The 16,351-nt window shown below is 65.1% G+C and carries 16 protein-coding genes; 7 read left to right on the plus strand and 9 right to left on the minus strand.

Annotation, left to right across the window (positions count from 1 at the left end; genetic code table 11):
* Positions 1-20 precede the first annotated feature (20 nt).
* From ADADO0_RS12365 to ADADO0_RS12395, 7 genes are all read right to left on the minus strand, one after another.
* The gene (locus ADADO0_RS12365; RefSeq protein WP_511305451.1) at positions 21-1,304 is read right to left on the minus strand and encodes a beta-ketoacyl-ACP synthase; all 1,284 of its coding nucleotides are present in this window, start codon (positions 1,302-1,304) and stop codon (positions 21-23) included.
* 117 nt (positions 1,305-1,421) lie between these two features.
* Positions 1,422-2,597: a beta-ketoacyl-ACP synthase gene (locus tag ADADO0_RS12370; protein WP_511305452.1), complete on the minus strand. Its 1,176-nt coding sequence runs from the start codon at positions 2,595-2,597 to the stop codon at positions 1,422-1,424.
* Positions 2,598-2,601: 4 nt separating this feature from the next.
* Positions 2,602-3,075: a 3-hydroxyacyl-ACP dehydratase FabZ family protein gene (locus ADADO0_RS12375; protein WP_511305453.1), complete on the minus strand. Its 474-nt coding sequence runs from the start codon at positions 3,073-3,075 to the stop codon at positions 2,602-2,604.
* Between the two features lie 15 nt (positions 3,076-3,090).
* Positions 3,091-3,372 (minus strand): acyl carrier protein, encoded by a 282-nt coding sequence (locus ADADO0_RS12380; protein ID WP_511305454.1) that lies wholly within the window; start codon positions 3,370-3,372, stop codon positions 3,091-3,093.
* 196 nt (positions 3,373-3,568) lie between these two features.
* Positions 3,569-4,627, minus strand: coding sequence for a histidinol-phosphate transaminase (gene hisC / locus ADADO0_RS12385; RefSeq protein WP_511305455.1), 1,059 nt, complete (start codon positions 4,625-4,627; stop codon positions 3,569-3,571).
* A gap of 380 nt (positions 4,628-5,007) precedes the next feature.
* Positions 5,008-5,763: an SDR family NAD(P)-dependent oxidoreductase gene (locus ADADO0_RS12390; protein WP_511305456.1), complete on the minus strand. Its 756-nt coding sequence runs from the start codon at positions 5,761-5,763 to the stop codon at positions 5,008-5,010.
* Positions 5,760-6,683 (minus strand): beta-keto acid cleavage family enzyme, encoded by a 924-nt coding sequence (locus tag ADADO0_RS12395; RefSeq protein ID WP_511305457.1) that lies wholly within the window; start codon positions 6,681-6,683, stop codon positions 5,760-5,762. The genes ADADO0_RS12390 and ADADO0_RS12395 overlap by 4 nt, the downstream gene beginning before the upstream one ends.
* Before the next feature lie 85 nt (positions 6,684-6,768).
* On the opposite strand from ADADO0_RS12395, the gene ADADO0_RS12400 reads away from it, so the two are divergent.
* The 5 genes from ADADO0_RS12400 (at position 6,769) to ADADO0_RS12420 (ending at position 12,417) form a co-directional block, all read left to right on the plus strand.
* The gene (locus ADADO0_RS12400; RefSeq protein ID WP_511305458.1) at positions 6,769-7,518 is read left to right on the plus strand and encodes a TetR/AcrR family transcriptional regulator; all 750 of its coding nucleotides are present in this window, start codon (positions 6,769-6,771) and stop codon (positions 7,516-7,518) included.
* An 89-nt stretch (positions 7,519-7,607) separates the two neighbouring features.
* A complete protein-coding gene (locus ADADO0_RS12405; protein WP_511305459.1) occupies positions 7,608-8,582 on the plus strand; it encodes a cyclase family protein in 975 nt (324 codons plus the stop codon).
* Positions 8,583-8,779: 197 nt separating this feature from the next.
* Positions 8,780-9,790: a Bug family tripartite tricarboxylate transporter substrate binding protein gene (locus ADADO0_RS12410; protein WP_511305460.1), complete on the plus strand. Its 1,011-nt coding sequence runs from the start codon at positions 8,780-8,782 to the stop codon at positions 9,788-9,790.
* Between the two features lie 109 nt (positions 9,791-9,899).
* Positions 9,900-10,922, plus strand: coding sequence for a Bug family tripartite tricarboxylate transporter substrate binding protein (locus tag ADADO0_RS12415; protein WP_511305461.1), 1,023 nt, complete (start codon positions 9,900-9,902; stop codon positions 10,920-10,922).
* Between the two features lie 73 nt (positions 10,923-10,995).
* Positions 10,996-12,417, plus strand: coding sequence for an FAD-binding oxidoreductase (locus ADADO0_RS12420; RefSeq protein WP_511305462.1), 1,422 nt, complete (start codon positions 10,996-10,998; stop codon positions 12,415-12,417).
* Between the two features lie 3 nt (positions 12,418-12,420).
* Here ADADO0_RS12420 and ADADO0_RS12425 read toward each other — a convergent pair whose 3' ends face one another.
* Together ADADO0_RS12425 and ADADO0_RS12430 are read right to left on the minus strand one after the other, a co-directional pair.
* A complete protein-coding gene (locus ADADO0_RS12425) occupies positions 12,421-13,578 on the minus strand; it encodes an enolase C-terminal domain-like protein (RefSeq protein WP_511305463.1) in 1,158 nt (385 codons plus the stop codon).
* 4 nt (positions 13,579-13,582) lie between these two features.
* The gene (locus ADADO0_RS12430) at positions 13,583-14,431 is read right to left on the minus strand and encodes a fumarylacetoacetate hydrolase family protein (RefSeq protein WP_511305464.1); all 849 of its coding nucleotides are present in this window, start codon (positions 14,429-14,431) and stop codon (positions 13,583-13,585) included.
* Between the two features lie 177 nt (positions 14,432-14,608).
* Between ADADO0_RS12430 and ADADO0_RS12435 the strand changes: the two genes are divergently transcribed.
* A complete protein-coding gene (locus ADADO0_RS12435) occupies positions 14,609-15,487 on the plus strand; it encodes a polysaccharide deacetylase family protein (protein WP_511305465.1) in 879 nt (292 codons plus the stop codon).
* 9 nt (positions 15,488-15,496) lie between these two features.
* Positions 15,497-16,213, plus strand: a complete 717-nt coding sequence (locus ADADO0_RS12440; protein ID WP_511305466.1) for a GntR family transcriptional regulator — start codon at positions 15,497-15,499, stop codon at positions 16,211-16,213.
* Positions 16,214-16,351: the final 138 nt, after the last annotated feature.

Below are 16,351 nucleotides of genomic sequence, written 5' to 3' on the forward strand. Positions count from 1 at the left end.
CCGCAAGCCTCTCCCCGTCATCACGCCGGCTCTGCCGCCAGCACGAGGCTGACATTCTGTCCGCCGAAGCCGAAGGAGTTGGAAATCACCCGCCGCACCTGCTTGTCGCGGGCGACGTTGGGGACCACGTCCAAGGGGATCGCCGGATCGGGGAAATGGTAGTTGATGGTCGGAGGAATGCGGCCGTTGGCGATGGTGAGCAGCGAGAAGGCTGCCTCGATGGCACCCGCCGCCGTCAGCGTATGGCCGATCATGGACTTGTTGGACGAGCACGGGATGCCTGCCAGCAATTCCTCACCGAACGCCGCCTTGAGGCCCACATATTCCATGCGGTCGTTCTCGGGCGTCGAGGTGCCATGAGCGTTGATGTAATCCACATCCTCAGGCGTGACGCCGGCATCCGCGAGGGCGTTCTTCACGCAGCCGATGATGGGCTTGCCGTCGGGACTGGAGCGGGTGCGGTGGAAATTGTCCGCCATCTCGCCGCAGCCTTCCACGACGCCGAGTATGCGCGCGCCGCGCGCGACGGCGTGCTCCATGCTTTCCAGCACCAAAGCAGCCGCGCCTTCGGCCATCACGAAGCCGTCGCGGTTCTTGGCGAAGGGTTTTGCGGCTTCCCCGGGCTTGTCGTTGGCGGTGGTGAGGGCAGAGAGCAGCGAGAAGCGGATCAGCGCCTCGGGGTGCACCGACCCGTCAGTGCCGAGCGCGAGCGCCACATCGCAATCTCCGCGTCGGATCGCCTCGACGCCAAGCTGAATGGCAGTGCCGCCGGACGCGCATGCGGTGGAAAGCGAAATCGGCTGGCCCTGGGTGCCGAAGCGATCCGCGAGCCGGTCCGCCACGGAGCCGAACAGGAAGCGCTCGTGCCAGGGGCGGAATTTGCCGGTGGCCGCGGAGGCGAGCAGGTCGTGATAGACCAGCGGCCGATCGGGCACGTTTTCCGCGAGCTTGAACTTTTCCGGCCATTCCATCTCCACCGGCGGTACGGCGGCGAACAGCGGGCCCGGGAATGACCCCTTGCCGCCTATGCCGGCTTCGCTGATGGCTTCCTCGGCGGCGAGTGTCGCAAGGCGCTCGGAGAGGTCCGGGGCGGCCACGCGCTCGTCGAACAGGAAATCGACGGTCCCGGCGATGGTGGTGCGCATCCCCTCGATGGGGAAGCGGGTAATGGTGTGGATACCGCTTTCGCCAGCGGTCAGGCGGCGCCAGTTCTCCGCCTTGCCCTGCCCGAGGGATGAGACGATGCCGATGCCGGTCACGACCACGATAGGCCGGCCGAACTTGTCCGTATGCGCCTGCGCCATGCGCTGCTCCTGATGCTGGGGCGCCCCGCCCGGCGCGTCTTTCCCGCTCTATGTAGTTTATCGCGCGGAAAACGCGACCGTCACGCAGTCGCGGAGGGACGTTTTGTCAGCGAAAGATCAGCCGATCTTCTCGACCAGACCAGCACCCTCGCCACGCCAATGGCCGACGCCGGTCACGAGCACGCGGTCCACGGACCCTTCGCCGGTCTCGACGGTGTCGCCCGGAAGGGTCGGGAACAGGGTGCCGTTGGATACGGAAAGTGCCGCCAGAGCGATTGCGGCGGGGAACTGCGCCTCAAAGCCGTGGCCTATGCGGTTGGCAATGGCGCGCACCGGCAGCTTCGCGGCGCGCAGCACCTGGGCTTCCGCCTCGGTGGCGCCGTGTCCGCCAGCCGCGCCGGAGAAGACGACTGTGCCGGACGCTTTGCCGGCCTTATCCACCAGCCCGGCAATCTTCTCGGCAAGCTTACCCGGCTGATTGCGCTGGGCACGCTCGGACCATACGCCCGAGAGCTTGGCGATGGGCTTGGCGCCGCGCGCGGTGGCATGCTCGGGAGATTCCAGCACCAGGAACGCCCCCATGGAGCCGGACGGGATGCCGGGGGCATCGCCTTCGCCGAACACCGGGCGGAACGTGCCGGTCATGCAGAAGTCGTTCAGCGCGTAAAGGAGCAGCATGTCCTCCCGCTCGGCGTTGTAGGCGCCGCCCACGAGGCCGATTTCGCTCTGGCCGGCGGCGATGCGGGAAAAGCCCACGCGCACCGCGTCTACGCCGGAGCTTTCCTCACCCATGAAGGTGCGCGAGGAACCGGTTACACCATGGACAATGGAAATGTTGCCCGCCAGCAGGTTGGAAAGCTGCGCCAGCGACAGGGTGGGACGCAGGTCCGCCAACAGGCGCTCGTTGAGCTGGCGCCCGACATCGTTGGAGTTCAGCAGATCGTTGAGGATCGCCGTGTCCACCTGATGGTCGCGCTCGCCGCCGCCCGCGCCGACAATCATGTCGGTGTGGCCGAGGATTTCCGTGTTCTTGGAGATGCCCGCGCTGTCCAGAGCGAGCCCAGCGGTATAGGTGCCGATGCGCTGCCACGCTTCCATCTGGCGCTGATCCCCTTTCTTGGGGATCTGGCTGTCGTAGATGAGCTTGACCAGAGGATGCACCACGTAAGGGGCGAAACGCTCGGCATCGGTTATCGGCGCGTTGCCGGCCGACAGGGCCTCCCAATGGGCGTCAGGCCCCTCGCCAAGCGAAGAAACCAGGCCGATGCCGGTAATCCAGACATCGCGCTTCATGCCCTCATGCATCCACATAATCCGCGACGGGGAACTGGACGTGCTCGGCCACCTTCATCACGGTCGCCTTCATGCGGCCTTCCGGCCAGCTGAGTACGCGGAAGGTCAGGTCGGCGTTGCAGATCGGCTTGCCATCGAGCATGGCGTGGGTCTTGGCGACCACGAAGCCGGAGCCCTCATGGATGATCTCGGAGTACAGGTCGAGATTCTGCCCCGGCACCACGAAGGTGCGCAGCTTCGCTTCCTTGACGGTGGCGAGGAAGGGCATCTTTTCAAAGCGGTTGCGCGCCAGGATCAGCCAGCCTGTGGTCTGGGCCATGGCCTCGATCAACAGCACGCCCGGCATTATGGGATAGCCGGGAAAGTGGCCCTCGAAGATCGAGCTTTCCTGGGGCACGAGGCCCTGGCAATGGATGGTCTTGAGACCAGGGTCGATTGCCACGACCCGGTCCACCATCTTGAAAACTTCGGGACGCATCAGCTCCGTCCGACCTCAGGCCGACTTCGCAGCGACCAGATCGTCGATGCGCGCGCAGAGGTTCTTGAGCACGAAATACTGCTCGGTGGTGGCCTTGCCGTCATTCACTTCCTGGGTCCACTGCTCCAGAGGCAGCTTGATGCCGAACGCCTTATCGATGGCGAAGGCGATATCCAGGAAGTCCAGGCTGTCGATGCCGAGATCGTCGATGGCGTGGCTCTCGGGCGTGATGGTGTCCCGGGGGATGTCGCACGTTTCGGCGATGATGTTGGCGACCGTATCGAACGTGGAAGACATGAATGCGCCTCTATGGTGCTCGGCCACCTTTCGCGCGACCGGCTCGCGCTTGCGAGGGCTGCGGACACGGCCGAGGGTTGGCCGACCGGCCACTTCGGATAATCGTGCGCCCCTATAGCGAAGGTGGCCACAGGTTTCAATGGCAAGCCAAACAGGCGGCGCCTGGAAACATTGCTTCCATGCGGATTTTCGCAGGTCAGCGCGTCAGGATGTCCACAAGCGCCTCCACCAGCCGGTCGCATTCGCGGTCCGTGCCGATGGTGATGCGCAGATAGTCCTCGATGCGCGGGCGCCGGAAGTGGCGGACCAGGATCGCCTTCTCCCGCAGCTTGGCCGCGAGTTCCCCGCCGGGCGTACCGGGGTGGCGGGCGAACAGGAAGTTTGCGCTTGAGGGTAAAACCTCGAAATCCAGTCCCTCCAAGGCTTTCGTCAGCCTTTCGCGAGATGCGATGACCCGCCCGCGGGTCTCGTCGAACCACACCTCATCCTCGATCGCAGCGGCCGCGCCCACCAAGGCGAGGCGGTCGAGCGGGTAGGAGTTGAAGCTGTCCTTCACCCGCACAAGGGCCTCGATCAACTGCGCCTGACCGACGGCGAAGCCGACCCGCAGGCCGGCCAATGACCGCGATTTGGAGAGGGTTTGCACCACCAGCAGGTTGGGATGGCGGGCGACGAGGGGGATCGCGCTTTCCCCACCGAAATCCACATAGGCCTCGTCGATCACCACCACCCGGTCGGGCTGGGCGAGGAGAAGTGCCTCGATTTCCGCCGGCGTGAGACTGATTCCCGTCGGCGCATTCGGGTTGGGGACGATGATGCCGCCGCACGGCCGCTGATAATCCGAGATGCGGATGCGCAGGGCATCGTCCAGCGGGATTTCCGCGGGTTCGATGCCATAGAGCCCGCAATAGACCGGGTAAAAGCTGTAGGTGATGTCCGGGAACAGCAGCGGCGCATCATGCTTCAGCAGCGCCTGGAAGACGTGCGCCAGCACCTCGTCCGAGCCGTTGCCGACGAACACCTCGTCCACGCCGACCCCGAACCGGCGCGCGACGGCCTCGCGCAGAACCATGCCGGTTGGATCGGGATAGAGGCGCAGCGATTCGGCCTCGCGGGCGATCGCCTGTGCGACGCGCGGGGAGGGGGGATAGGGATTTTCGTTCGTGTTCAGCTTGACCAGCCCTTCGATGCGCGGCTGCTCGCCGGGCACGTAGGGGGTCAGCGATTCAACGATCGGGCTCCAGAAACGGCTCATGTGGGGGCTCTGAACTTCACTGCGCGGGCGGTGTAGCACGCCGGGGCGCAAGGTTGAGAGGTTTGTGTGCGGGGCGATGCATCACCATCGCCTTTCCCCGGCCAAGTGAGAGCGAAGCTCGAGCGCAGAGCCGGGGTCCAGCGCACAAATTCGGCGAAGCCGTCACCCCGCGACCAGCGCCTGGGCATTTCCGCCGCGCAGCGTCGAAAATGAGGAGAAACGCCTTCGGCGGTCTCTTGCGCTGGACCCCGGCTCGGCGCTCCGGCTGTGCCGTCGCTTGGCCGGGGAAAAGGAAGCGCATCCCCCCACATCCCCAAAAAACAAACCGGCCGCCCGCCTGAGGCGGACGACCGGTTGGGGTCCAGGTGCCTGAGGCAGTCCTACAGTGCCCGTCCGCCGTCCACCATGATGATGGAGCCGGTGGAATATTTGAGCGCGGTGGCGCAGGCGACGATAGCGTCCGCCACGTCGCCCGCCGTCGCGATGCGCTTCAGCGGGATGGTGGCCGAGACCTTCTCGTTGAACGAGGCGTCGCGGCCCGGCACGAAGTCCGTGTCCACCACGCCCGGCGAAACCGCCATCACGCGCACCGCCGGAGCCAGAGCCCGCGCCAGCGATTTGGTCATGACGTCGATGCCCGCTTTCACCGCGCAATAGGCGATGTTGCTGCCGATGCCGTTGGATCCGGCGATGGATGAGAGGTTGACGATGAGCCCGTCGCCGCTCGCCGTCAGCAGTGGCGCGAACGCCCGCACGGCGGCAAAGCTGCCGCGCCAGTTCACCGTGAACATCCGGTCGATGAGGTCATCGTCCAGCGCATCCAGGTCGGAATGCTTGACGGCCTTGGTGAAGCCGGCGGCATTGACCATGATGTGGAGCGCGCCGTGGCGCGCCTTCAGGGTTTCCGCAAGCCGGGCGAGGGATGCGCTGTCTTCGACGCTCGCCTCTTCCGCCGCATGCCCGCTGCCGGGCAGCCGCGCCACCAATGCCTTCGCATCCGCCCCGCGTGAGCGGTAGGTCACGATGACGCTGGCGCCGAGCGCGGCGAAGCGCTCGGCAGCGGCCGATCCGATCCCGCCGGAGCCGCCCACGATGAGGGCGACGCGTCCGGCGAGGGGAAGGGCGGTGGGGCTCACGTTTTAAGGCCGAGAATGGCGCGGGCTTCATCGGGGCTGGCAAGCTCGCCGCCCAGGTCGTCGATGATGCGCGCGGCCTTTGCCACCTGCTCGGCATTGCTCGCCGCGAGCTGACCGCGACGGATCTGCACGCCGTCCTCGAAGCCGCAGCGCACATGGGCGCCGAGCGCGTAGGCGGCGGCGACCATGGGGAACATCATGCGGCCGATGCCGAAGGCAGCCCAATGGGCGTTCTTGGGCAGCAGCGACTTGGCATACACCAGGGTCTCCACCGTGCCGGGGAAGCCGTAGCGGATGCCGGTGACGATCTGGAACAGCGGCGGCTCCTCCAGAACGCCTTCAGCGATCAGCACCTTGGCAAGCTGGATGTCGCCGCTGTCGAACACTTCGAGTTCTGGCTTTGAGCCGGCTTCCTTCATGGCGTTCGCCATGACGGTCACGTTCTTCGGGGAGTTGATGACCACCGAATCGCCCGACCACATGGTGTTGAGGTCGAGGGTGCAGATTTCCGGCTTGAGCGCGATGATGTGCTCGACGCGCTTTTCCGGGGCCATCAGGGTGGTGCCGGGGCCGAACACCTTGGGGTCTTCGGCGCCGGGAACGAATCTCTGGCCGGGGCCGGTGGTGAGGTTGATGATGAGGCCGCAGCCGGAATCGCGGATCCGGTCCACGACCTCGCGGTAATGCTCCAGCTCCATGCTCGGCTTGCCGTTGTCGTATCGCACATGGATGTGCGCCACGGCGGCGCCGGCCTTGCACGATTCGATCGCCGCATTGGCGATCTGCTCGGGTGTGCAGGGCAGGCCCGGATGCTGGGCCAAAGTTGTCTGGTTTCCTGTCACCGCAACGGTGAGGATAGTCTTACCCACGTTCAGCGTCTCCTGCTGAGCTGCCTCCGCGTTCGTACGGAAGCTTGACATATGTAAACGACTGTTTACGGTAAACATACGTTTGAATACGTCAAGGCCTCGCTTGTGGCGGGTGTGCGTTTGGGAGCCAAACCGGATGTCGACCGAGCCGCCGCGCCTGGTGGAAGTGGACGAGACGCAGCCGCAAGATCGGTTCGCGGATATCCGCTCGGTCCTGGCCGGCCTGACCCCGCGCGAGCGCATGCTCATGGTGGCCGAGCGCATGTTCGCGGATGAAGGTCTGGCGGCGGTCAGCGTGCGCGGCATCACCGCCGCCGCGCAAGTGAACCTCGCTTCGCTCCACTATCATTTCGGCTCCAAGGAAGGGCTGCTCGAAGCGATCTTCGAGGCGCGCGCCAAGCCCATCGCCGACGAGCGCATGCGCATGCTCGGCGAATGCCACGCCGCGCCGGATCGCTCGCCATTGCTGGAGCAATTGCTCACCGCTTTCCTCTATCCCGCCCTAACGCTCGGGGTGGAGCCGCGCTTCGGTGGGCCGGCCTTTGCCCGGCTGCGCGCCCGGCTGGGCTCGGAATCGGAGAAGGTCTCCAAGCGGATTCTCTCCAAGGCGTTCGACGAGAGCAGCAAGGCGTTCATGGCGGCGCTCGCCGATGCATTGCCGGATTTGCCGCGCGCGGAACTGGCGTGGCGCTTTCATTTTCTGCTCGGCACCATGGTCTACACCATGGCTGACAGTGGGCGGATCCAAAGCCTGACCAGCAATGCTTGCGACCCGAGCGACGGGCGCGGAGCCCTGGCGCATCTCATCCCGTTCCTCGCGGCGGGCTTTCGGGCTCCGAGCATCGCGGACGACGCGCCGTCCCTGGCGGGGAAGGCCGGCGATTAGGATTTTTTCAGTGCGGGCGGTCTCGCACCCGGAGAAGGGGCGGGGCCGCACGCGGTTTAATCAAGAGTTCAAGGAAGGAACGTCCAAGCATGACTAAGACAGTTGCCGCCCCCATCACCCTGAAGCTCGTCGAAGAGGCCGCTGAAGAGCTGAAGAATTGGGGAAAATGGGGTCCGGAAGACCACATCGGGACGCTCAACTATGTGCAGCCCGAGGACGTGGCGCGCGCTGCCACCCTGGTGCGCACCGGCAAGGTGTTCTCCCTCGCGATCGATTTCGACAATAAGGGCCCGCAAGGCGGCAAGACCAAATTCCCGCCGGTTGGCCGCTTCAATCCCGTGCACACCATGCTGCGCACTGGAACGGACGCCTATTCCGGCGTGCTCGACAAGCGCGGCATCCGTTCCGCCGACGATCTGGTCCTGCTGCCGCTCCAGTCCGCGACCCATTGGGACGGCCTCGGCCACATTTTCTACAAAGACTATATGTGGAACGGCTATGATTGCCGTGAGGTGTCGTCCTTCGGCGCTGCCAAGGGCGGCATCGAGCATGTGCGCGATAGAATGGTCGGCCGTGGCGTTCTGCTCGACATCGCCCGCCATATGGGCGTCGAGTATCTGGAAGACGGCTTCGCCATCACCAACGAAGTGCTGGACGCCGCCTGCAAGTCACAGAATGTGACGGTAGGGCGCGGCGACTTTCTGCTGATCCGCACCGGCATGATGGCCAAGCAGAAGAAGCTGGGCCATTGGGACGGCTACCCCGGCGGCGACGCCCCCGGCCTCGCCTTCGAGACGCTCTACTGGCTGCACGAGAAGCAGGTCGCGGCGATCGCCACCGATACCTGGGGTGTCGAGGTGCGTCCGAACGACAGCGAGGTCAACCAGCCCTGGCACTGGATCTGCATCCCCATAATGGGCCTGACCATGGGCGAGATTTTCTTCCTCGACGACCTCGCTGCCGCTTGCGCGGAAGACAAGGTCTATGAGTTCATGTTCGTCGCCCCGACGCTTCCGATCACGGGCGCGGTGGGTGGCCCCGTGAATCCCATGGCGATCCGCTGAGCGAAAGCGGATGATCCCGTGCCGCTAGGTCATGCCGAGCGGTACGGTTCAAACGTTCAAGAACATCGACCGGAGCCGGCGCGCATCTTGGTGCGCGCCTCAAACCCGGCGGCGGGCAAGGCCTGCCTCTAAGGGATGGAACGTGCTCCGGCGCATGGATGACACCATTGTGCCTGTACATACAAGGAGGGGAAGACGTGTCCTCGAACAACAACCGGCCTGATTCCGCGACCGGCATCACCCGCCGCCGCGCCCTTACGCTTTTCGGCGCCGCTCTGGCGACACCGGCGCTTATGCGTTCCGCATACGCGGCGTATCCCGAGCGTTTCATCACCTTCATCGTTCCGTTCGCCCCCGGCGGCCCCACGGACGTCATGGCGCGCATGGTCGCGGGTCCTCTCGGCGAACTGCTCGGCCAGTCGGTGATCATTGAGAACCGGGGCGGAGCCGGCGGCAATATCGGCATCGGCGCGGTCGCCCGCGCTACGCCGGACGGCTACACCATGCTGCTGACATCCAGCGCCTATGTGGTGAACCCGAGCCTCTATAAAAACGTGCCGTACGACGTCAAGAAGGACTTCAAGCCGGTCTCGAACCTCGGCTCGTCGCCCAACGTGTTCGTCGCCAACCCGCAGGCCGGCATCAAGACGCTTGGTGATCTCATCAAGCAGGCCAAGGCAGAGCCGGGCAAGCTCGCCTATGCCAGCCCCGGAGCAGGCACGACGCCGCATCTGGCGATGGAACTGTTGAAGAAGCGCGCGGGCATTGACATACTGCACGTTCCCTTCACCGGCGCGGGCCCGGCGATGCAAGCCGTGCTCGGCAATCAAGTGCCGCTGGCCTCCACCGCTTTGCCGCCCGCCCACCCGCAGATCAAGTCCGGCAAGGTCATCGGCCTCGCCGAGACCGGTTTGCAGCGGTGGTTCGATCTCCCGGACCTGCCGACCGTGATCGAGTCGGGCTTTCCGGATTTCGAATCGGAGACCTTCCAGGCGCTGTTCGCCCCGGCCGCCACTCCGCAGCCGGTGATCGACCGGGTCTCTGCCGCCGTGATCGAGGTGCTCAAGCGCCCTGACATCAAGGAAAAGCTCGCCAAGGTCGGCTTCGGTGTCCTCGCCCAGGGGCCGGCTGAACTCCAGGCCGTGGTGGACAGGGAAGTGCCCATGTGGCGCGAACTGATCCAGTCGTCCGGGATTTCCATCGACTGAACGACAGCAGGCTCACCCTCTCCCGTACGCGGGAGAGGGGACTACCGATAGCTCCGCAGCAAAAAACAACGGCGCGGTGTCCCGGTCTTGAACAGGAAGGAAACGCCAAATGAGAACGCTTACGCCGGCGGTCATCCGCCGCAGCGGCCTAGGGACGGTTTCGCGGCGCTTTGCCATCGGCATGGCGGCAGTGTCCTTCGCATTGCTCGCTGGGGCTCCGGCGGGTGCCCAATCGAATTTCCCAACCCGTCCGATCACCCTCATTGTCCCTTTCGCGCCAGGCGGACCGACAGACCTGATCGCGCGGGTGCTCGGCGAGGGCCTCCAGAAGCGCCTTGGCCAGGCGATCGTCATCGACAATCGCCCCGGTGCCGCCGGGAACACCGGCATGGGCCTCGCCGCGCGTGCCACGCCGGACGGCTACACGCTGCTGCTCACCTCCACCTCGATCGCGGTGAACCCGGCGATCTTCGACAAGATTCCCTACGATCCGATCAAGGATTTCATCCCGATCTCGGAACTGGTGAACTCGCCCAATACGTTCATCGTGCGTGAGGATTCCGGCATCAAGACGCTCCCCGAACTGATCGCGCGGATCAAGGCGAAGCCGGCCACGTTCAATTATTCCAGTCCCGGCGCCGGTACCAAGTCACAAATGTCAGGGGAATGGCTGAAGCTGCTGGAAAACCTTGATTCAACCCACATTCCCTATCGTGGTGCCGGTCCGGCGACCACTGCAGTGCTACAAGGCGATGTGCAATATGCCTGCGTCGCGCTGCCGCCTGCCGAGCCGCTCATCAAGTCGGGCAAGCTCGTGGCGCTGGCTGTGACCGGCGCGAAGCGGTGGTTTTCGCTGCCCGACGTCCCCACCATGGTGGAGCTTGGCTATAAGAGTTTCGTGTCGGACACGTTCCAGGCCCTGTTCGCGCCTGCCGGCACGCCGCCGGATATCGTCGCCCGCATCATCAAGGAAACCCGCGAGGTCATGGCCGAGGCCTCGACCATCGAGCACGCCCACAAGCTAGGTTTCGAGGTGGTCAACAGCACGCCCGAACAACTTGCCAAGCGCGTTGCCGAGGAGATTCCGGCGGTGAAGGAGATCGTCACGAAGGCCAACATCAAGGCCGAATGACTTTTCCCTCCTGGATGCAACACCGGACGCGCCGTGCCACACACGGCGCGTTTATTTTTAAGGGAGTCGCGTGATGGCCACCACCGACGGGATCGGCGCATTCCGTGATCTGCTGGGAGACGCTGGTGTCCTCACAGATACCGACCTCACCTCGCGTTATGTGGTGGACCATCGCGACCTTCTGAAAGGCGTGACGCCTGCCGTATTGCGGCCCCGCACGACGCCGGAAGTGCAGGAGATCGTGCGCCTTGCCCGCCGGCTCGGCTTCGGCCTCGTACCCCAGGGCGGCAATACCTCCTATGTGGGGGGCGCGACCCCGGACACAGGCGGGCGCCAGCTTGTTGTGAGCCTTGAGCGCATGACCCGCATTCGCGCGGTGGACGCCGCCGGCTTCACCCTCTCGGCGGACGCCGGGGCAATTCTCGCGGACGTACAGGCGGCGGCCGATACCCATGGGCTCATGCTGCCCCTCAGCCTGGGATCGGAGGGAAGCTGCCGGCTCGGCGGCAATGTCGGCACCAATGCCGGCGGCCTCAACGTGCTGCGCTTCGGTATGGCGCGCGACCAGATCCTCGGCATCGAGGCGGTGCTGGCGGATGGTTCGCTCCTTTCTGACATGCGCACCTTGCGCAAGCACAATGTGGGTTACGACCTGAAGCAGCTTTTCATCGGCGGGGAGGGCACTCTCGGCATTGTCACCGGCGTGGTGCTGAAGCTGGTGCCCAAGCCCGTCGCCCACGCCACCGCCTGGGTGCAGATATCGGACGCTGCCGCCCTCTCCGGCATGCTCGCTGACGTGCGGCGGGAAAGCGCTGATCTCGTTTCATCCTTCGAGTTCGTCACCCGCAATTCGCTCGATCTTGTTGCCGCTCTCGGCCAGGGGGATGCGGGCCTGCGCACTGGTGCGGGCGGCGCCGTCATCATCGAACTCTCGGCCTCATCGCACCGGGTGCCGCTGGACGATCTTCTGGGCGCGATCATCGAGGCGATGATGGAGAAGGGCTGGGTCGAAGATGCTTTCCTCGCCCAATCTGAAAAGCAGCGCCTTGATATGTGGCGCATCCGCGAGACCATCCCAGAGGGCGAGAAACACGCCGGGGGTTCGGTGAAGCTGGATATTTCCGTGCCGCTCTCCAGGCTTGCGGATTTCCTCGCGCAAGGCGGCGAGGCCGTGCGGCGCCATGATCCGACATTGGTGCTGTCGGTGTACGGGCATGTGGGCGATGGCAACATCCACTACAACATCATGGTGCCAAGGGGGGCAGACCGGCTCGCCTTCACCCGTGACATCAACGACGGGCTCGCCCACGCGCTTTACGCCATCGCCGGATCGCTCGGCGGCAGCTTCAGCGCGGAATACGGCATCGGCCGCATCAAGCGCGACCTGCTGGAGCGTTACGCCGACCCGGTGCGGCTCGCCCTGATGGGCCGCGTGAAGGCGGCGTTCGATCCGGACAATGTGATGAACGCCGGCGCCATGGTGGACCCGGCGTGACCCTCAGACCATTACGCCCTGGAACAGCTTGAACAGTTCCGCCTGACGCTCGAAGCCGAGGCCAGGCCAGTCGCCGGCGGCGATGTAGCCGTCTTCAACCTTGAGGTCATCGCAATAGCCGGAGAAGACACCGAAGGCGTCGGGGTAGGATTCGCACATGCCCAGCCCAAAGCCGGCGCTCTGGTTGAACGACATCTGGTTGCCGCCGTGCGGCAGCACTGAGGATGCCGACCAGCCGTGCTCGGCCAGCATGGCGAGAATGCGCGCGGCGGTGCCGATGCCGTAGGACTGGGGAATGTCGGACTGGATGATGTCCACGCCCGGCCGCATGCCGCCGTGCCGCACGAGGTTGCGCACGTCTTCCAGGGAGAACAGGTTCTCGCCGGTGGCCACCGGGTTCTGGTAGGAGGCGATGAAATCCGCATTGCCCTGGAAATCGCTGGGGTGCGCGGCTTCCTCGAACCAGCGCAAGCCGAGGGGGCGCATGGCCTGTGCATAGGCCGGCCGGAGCGCCGGGGGGATGCCGCAATTGGCGTCGACCGCGAGCATGGAGGGATCGCCGAGCAGGCCGATGACGGCTTCCAGGCGCTCCAGGTCTTCCGCGAGCGGGGCGCCGCCCACCTTCACCTTGATGAGGGTGTAGCCCATGTCCAGATAGCGCCGCACCTCGTCCAGCAGGTCGGCGACGCTTTTGCCGGGGGCGTACCAGCCGCCGCCCACATAGCAGAACACTTTCTTCTGCACTTCGCCGCCGCGATAGCGGTCGGCGATGAGCTGGTAGGCCGGGACATCGGCGATCTTGCCGACCGCATCCCAAAGGGCATGCTCGATGGTGCCGATGGCGACCGAGCGTTCCATGTCGCCGCCGGGCTTCTCGCCGAACATCATGGCCTTCAGCCACAGGTCCGGATCGAAGGCGGCGGGGTCCAGCGTCAGTGCGTCCTCGCGCAACAGGCGCGGGATCATGCGATCCCGCATCTGCGCGCCGCAGGCATAGCGGCCGGTGGAGTTGAAGGCATAGCCGATCACCGGCTTGCCCGACCGAACGACATCCGTGACCACCGCCACGAGGGAGGTGGTCATCTCGTCGAAGGAGAAGGCCGCGTTGCGCAGCTTGCTCTGAAGCTTCACCGCCTTCTCGCGGATCTCCACCACCCGCATGGGATCAGACCTCGTCGATGACGGGATTGACGAGGCGGCCGATGCCCTCGATCTCGATCACGACTTCGTCGCCGGCCTTCATGAACACGGGGGGCTTGCGGGGATAGCCGACACCGGCCGGGGTGCCGGTGGCGATCATGTCGCCGGGTTCAAGCGTCATGATCTCGGACAGCGTGGAGACCACCTTGGCGACCGAGAAGATGAAGTCTGACGTCGTGCCGTCCTGAAGCAACTGGCCGTTGATATAGGAGCGGATCTTCAGGCCCTCAGCGCCGGGGGGCAGTTCGTCTGTGGTCACGACAACCGGGCCGACCGGGCCGGTCTTGTCGAAATTCTTGCCGGCCGTCCACTGTGTGGACTTGCGCTGGTAGGTGCGGACGCTGCCATCGTTGAAGATGGTGTAGCCGAACACGGCGTCGAGCGCCTCGTCCTCGGGAATGTGCCGGCCGCCCTTACCGATGACGATGGTCAGCTCGGCCTCGTAGTCGAAGGTGGGAGACGCCTTCGGGGCAACGAGGGGCTCGCCGTCGGCGATCAGCGAGGAATGCACGCGCATGAACAGCGCGGGATAGTCGGGGATCGGATTCCCGCCTTCTTTCGCGTGGTCGGTGAAGTTGAGGCCAATGCAGATGAACTTGCCGTGGTTCAGGAACGGCTGTGCCGCCCGAACGTCGGCGAGCGGAAGCGTCGCGCCAGGAGGTGAGTCGGCCGCGGCGTCGATTACCTCGGCCTGTGCGGCAGCGCCGCCGGCGGCAACGTCAAGCAGCGTCCTGCCGGGGAGTAGTGTCACTTCTTCGCCGTTCACGAGGCCAAGAACGTCGCCGTCGTCAGTCTTCACCATCATGAGCCGCATGAACCGTCTCCCTTGGAAAATCGATATTGACGGCGTTCATAATGTGTCGCGATCCACCCGTCCATGAGCTTTCCAAAGGAAACATGGGTTTGGGGTGGATAATCGATTTTATGTTGACGGCTTCTTCCGGACGTGGTGAGGCGATGCGCAGAGAGTGAACACAAGGGAGTAAACGCTATGTCGTCGGCCGCCGCCTCGTCCTTCCCGAAAATTCGCAAGCTTGGCCGCGATTTCCGCTGGCCGGGCGGTCAGCATGTGGCTGTGGTGTTCAACGTCGCCTACGAGGCATGGTCGGACGGCAATGCGCCGGGCATTGGCCCGATGGGCAACCCGCTCCCGCCGGGCACCTTCGATGCCAATGCGCTGTCGTGGGGCACATATGGCGCCATCACCGGCATCGAGCGGCTGCTGCGCGTCCTCGACCGGCAGAAGGTGACGGCCTCCACAATGATCTCCGGCGTGTTCGCCGAGCGCAATCCCGACCAGGTGCGCGCCATCTTCAATGCGGGCCACGAGATCGTCGCGCATTCCTACGCCCAGGACATCATCCCCGCCGGTCTCACCGAGGCGCAGAATAAGGACAACGTGAAGCGCACGACGGAGGCGCTGGCATCCATCACCGGAACCCGCCCGCGCGGTTGGATGAGCCCGCGCGGCACCGCCGGCCTCGACACCATGCGTTTCCTTGTGGAAGAGGGATACGACTGGCAGGGCGATGTGCTGGACACTGATGCCCCCTACCTCCAGATTTTCGAGAACGGGGACATCGTTGCGGTGCCGTTCAACATGGAAATCAACGATCTGCCGCACGCCATGCGCTTTGGCCGCACGGCGGCGACATTCGTTTCGATGTTCGAGGATTTCCTGTCGCACACCCTGAAGGTCGACGACGGTGCGCTGATCATCGACGTGACGGCGCATGCCCATTGCTATGGCCGCGCCGCCGGGGCATGGGCGTATGAGGAAATCGCCCGCCGCGTCGCCGGCCGCGACGACATCTATGTCGCGACCCGTGGCGAGATTGCCGCGCACACCCGTGCGTCGCTGAAGGGCTGAGGAGAAGGCATGCGCAAGCCGCTGACCGAGAGCCGCCTGACATCGGCGTTCGACGCGCCGGTCGCCCCGGTGCGTTCGCTCACATCGGCGGTGCATGCCTCGCTTCGGGCCGACATTCTCACCTGCCGCCTCGCGCCCCGCGAGAAGCTGCCGGTGGCGGTGCTGGCGAAGCGGTTCGACGTGAGCCTCTCCGCGGTGCGCGAAGCCCTGTCGCGGCTGGTGGCGGACGGGTTCGTCACCAGCGAGGACCAGCGCGGGTTCCGCGTAACCCCGCTGGATATCGACGATCTGGAAGACCTCACCAACACCCGCATCGAGATCGAGGCGCTGGCGCTGCGCCGCTCCATCAAGCAGGGCGATGCGGCATGGGAGCGTCAGGTGCGCGACGCCTGGGATGCGCTGCGGCAGGTGCCCTATGCGCTGGCCCGACAGACCGCGCCCCATGACGGCGACTGGGCCAATCTGCACTTCGCCTTCCACGAGGCGCTGGTCTCGGCCTGCGGTCTGACGTGGCTGATGCGTTTCCGGCGCTCTCTGTTCGAGCAGTCGGAGCGTTACCGGGCGCTGGCCCGCACTGTCGCGGGCGGGGAGCGCGATGTGAACGCAGAGCATCTCGCCATATTCGAGGCGACCATCGCGCGCGATACGGACGCCGCCTCCGCCGCCATCGACGCCCATTTCCGCCTCACCATGGAATTGGTGCGCGACGCGGTCGGGCGGGGATAGGCTGGTTTTTCTTTAGCGCCGCTCTCTCGCTGGCAGGACAATGGCGGTGCCCGTCGCTGGCGTGTGCGTTCCAAGTTTCCTGTTCTGAAACCATCCGCCGTTAAGCTGCGATCCATGCCCTTGTTTGCCACCATCTGG

The sequence above is a fragment of the Aquabacter sp. genome (assembly GCF_965279295.1).
In the GTDB taxonomy this organism is placed as follows: Bacteria; Pseudomonadota; Alphaproteobacteria; order Rhizobiales; family Xanthobacteraceae; genus Aquabacter.

Coding starts and splice junctions, on each gene's coding strand:
- ADADO0_RS12365 (WP_511305451.1), bottom strand. CDS start 1,304: ATGGCGCAGGCGCATACGGACAAGTTCGGCCGGCCTATCGTGGTCGTG.
- ADADO0_RS12370 (WP_511305452.1), bottom strand. CDS start 2,597: ATGAAGCGCGATGTCTGGATTACCGGCATCGGCCTGGTTTCTTCGCTT.
- ADADO0_RS12375 (WP_511305453.1), bottom strand. CDS start 3,075: ATGCGTCCCGAAGTTTTCAAGATGGTGGACCGGGTCGTGGCAATCGAC.
- ADADO0_RS12380 (WP_511305454.1), bottom strand. CDS start 3,372: ATGTCTTCCACGTTCGATACGGTCGCCAACATCATCGCCGAAACGTGC.
- hisC (WP_511305455.1), bottom strand. CDS start 4,627: ATGAGCCGTTTCTGGAGCCCGATCGTTGAATCGCTGACCCCCTACGTG.
- ADADO0_RS12395 (WP_511305457.1), bottom strand. CDS start 6,683: ATGTCAAGCTTCCGTACGAACGCGGAGGCAGCTCAGCAGGAGACGCTG.
- ADADO0_RS12400 (WP_511305458.1), top strand. CDS start 6,769: ATGTCGACCGAGCCGCCGCGCCTGGTGGAAGTGGACGAGACGCAGCCG.
- ADADO0_RS12405 (WP_511305459.1), top strand. CDS start 7,608: ATGACTAAGACAGTTGCCGCCCCCATCACCCTGAAGCTCGTCGAAGAG.
- ADADO0_RS12415 (WP_511305461.1), top strand. CDS start 9,900: ATGAGAACGCTTACGCCGGCGGTCATCCGCCGCAGCGGCCTAGGGACG.
- ADADO0_RS12420 (WP_511305462.1), top strand. CDS start 10,996: ATGGCCACCACCGACGGGATCGGCGCATTCCGTGATCTGCTGGGAGAC.
- ADADO0_RS12425 (WP_511305463.1), bottom strand. CDS start 13,578: ATGCGGGTGGTGGAGATCCGCGAGAAGGCGGTGAAGCTTCAGAGCAAG.
- ADADO0_RS12430 (WP_511305464.1), bottom strand. CDS start 14,431: ATGCGGCTCATGATGGTGAAGACTGACGACGGCGACGTTCTTGGCCTC.
- ADADO0_RS12435 (WP_511305465.1), top strand. CDS start 14,609: ATGTCGTCGGCCGCCGCCTCGTCCTTCCCGAAAATTCGCAAGCTTGGC.
- ADADO0_RS12440 (WP_511305466.1), top strand. CDS start 15,497: ATGCGCAAGCCGCTGACCGAGAGCCGCCTGACATCGGCGTTCGACGCG.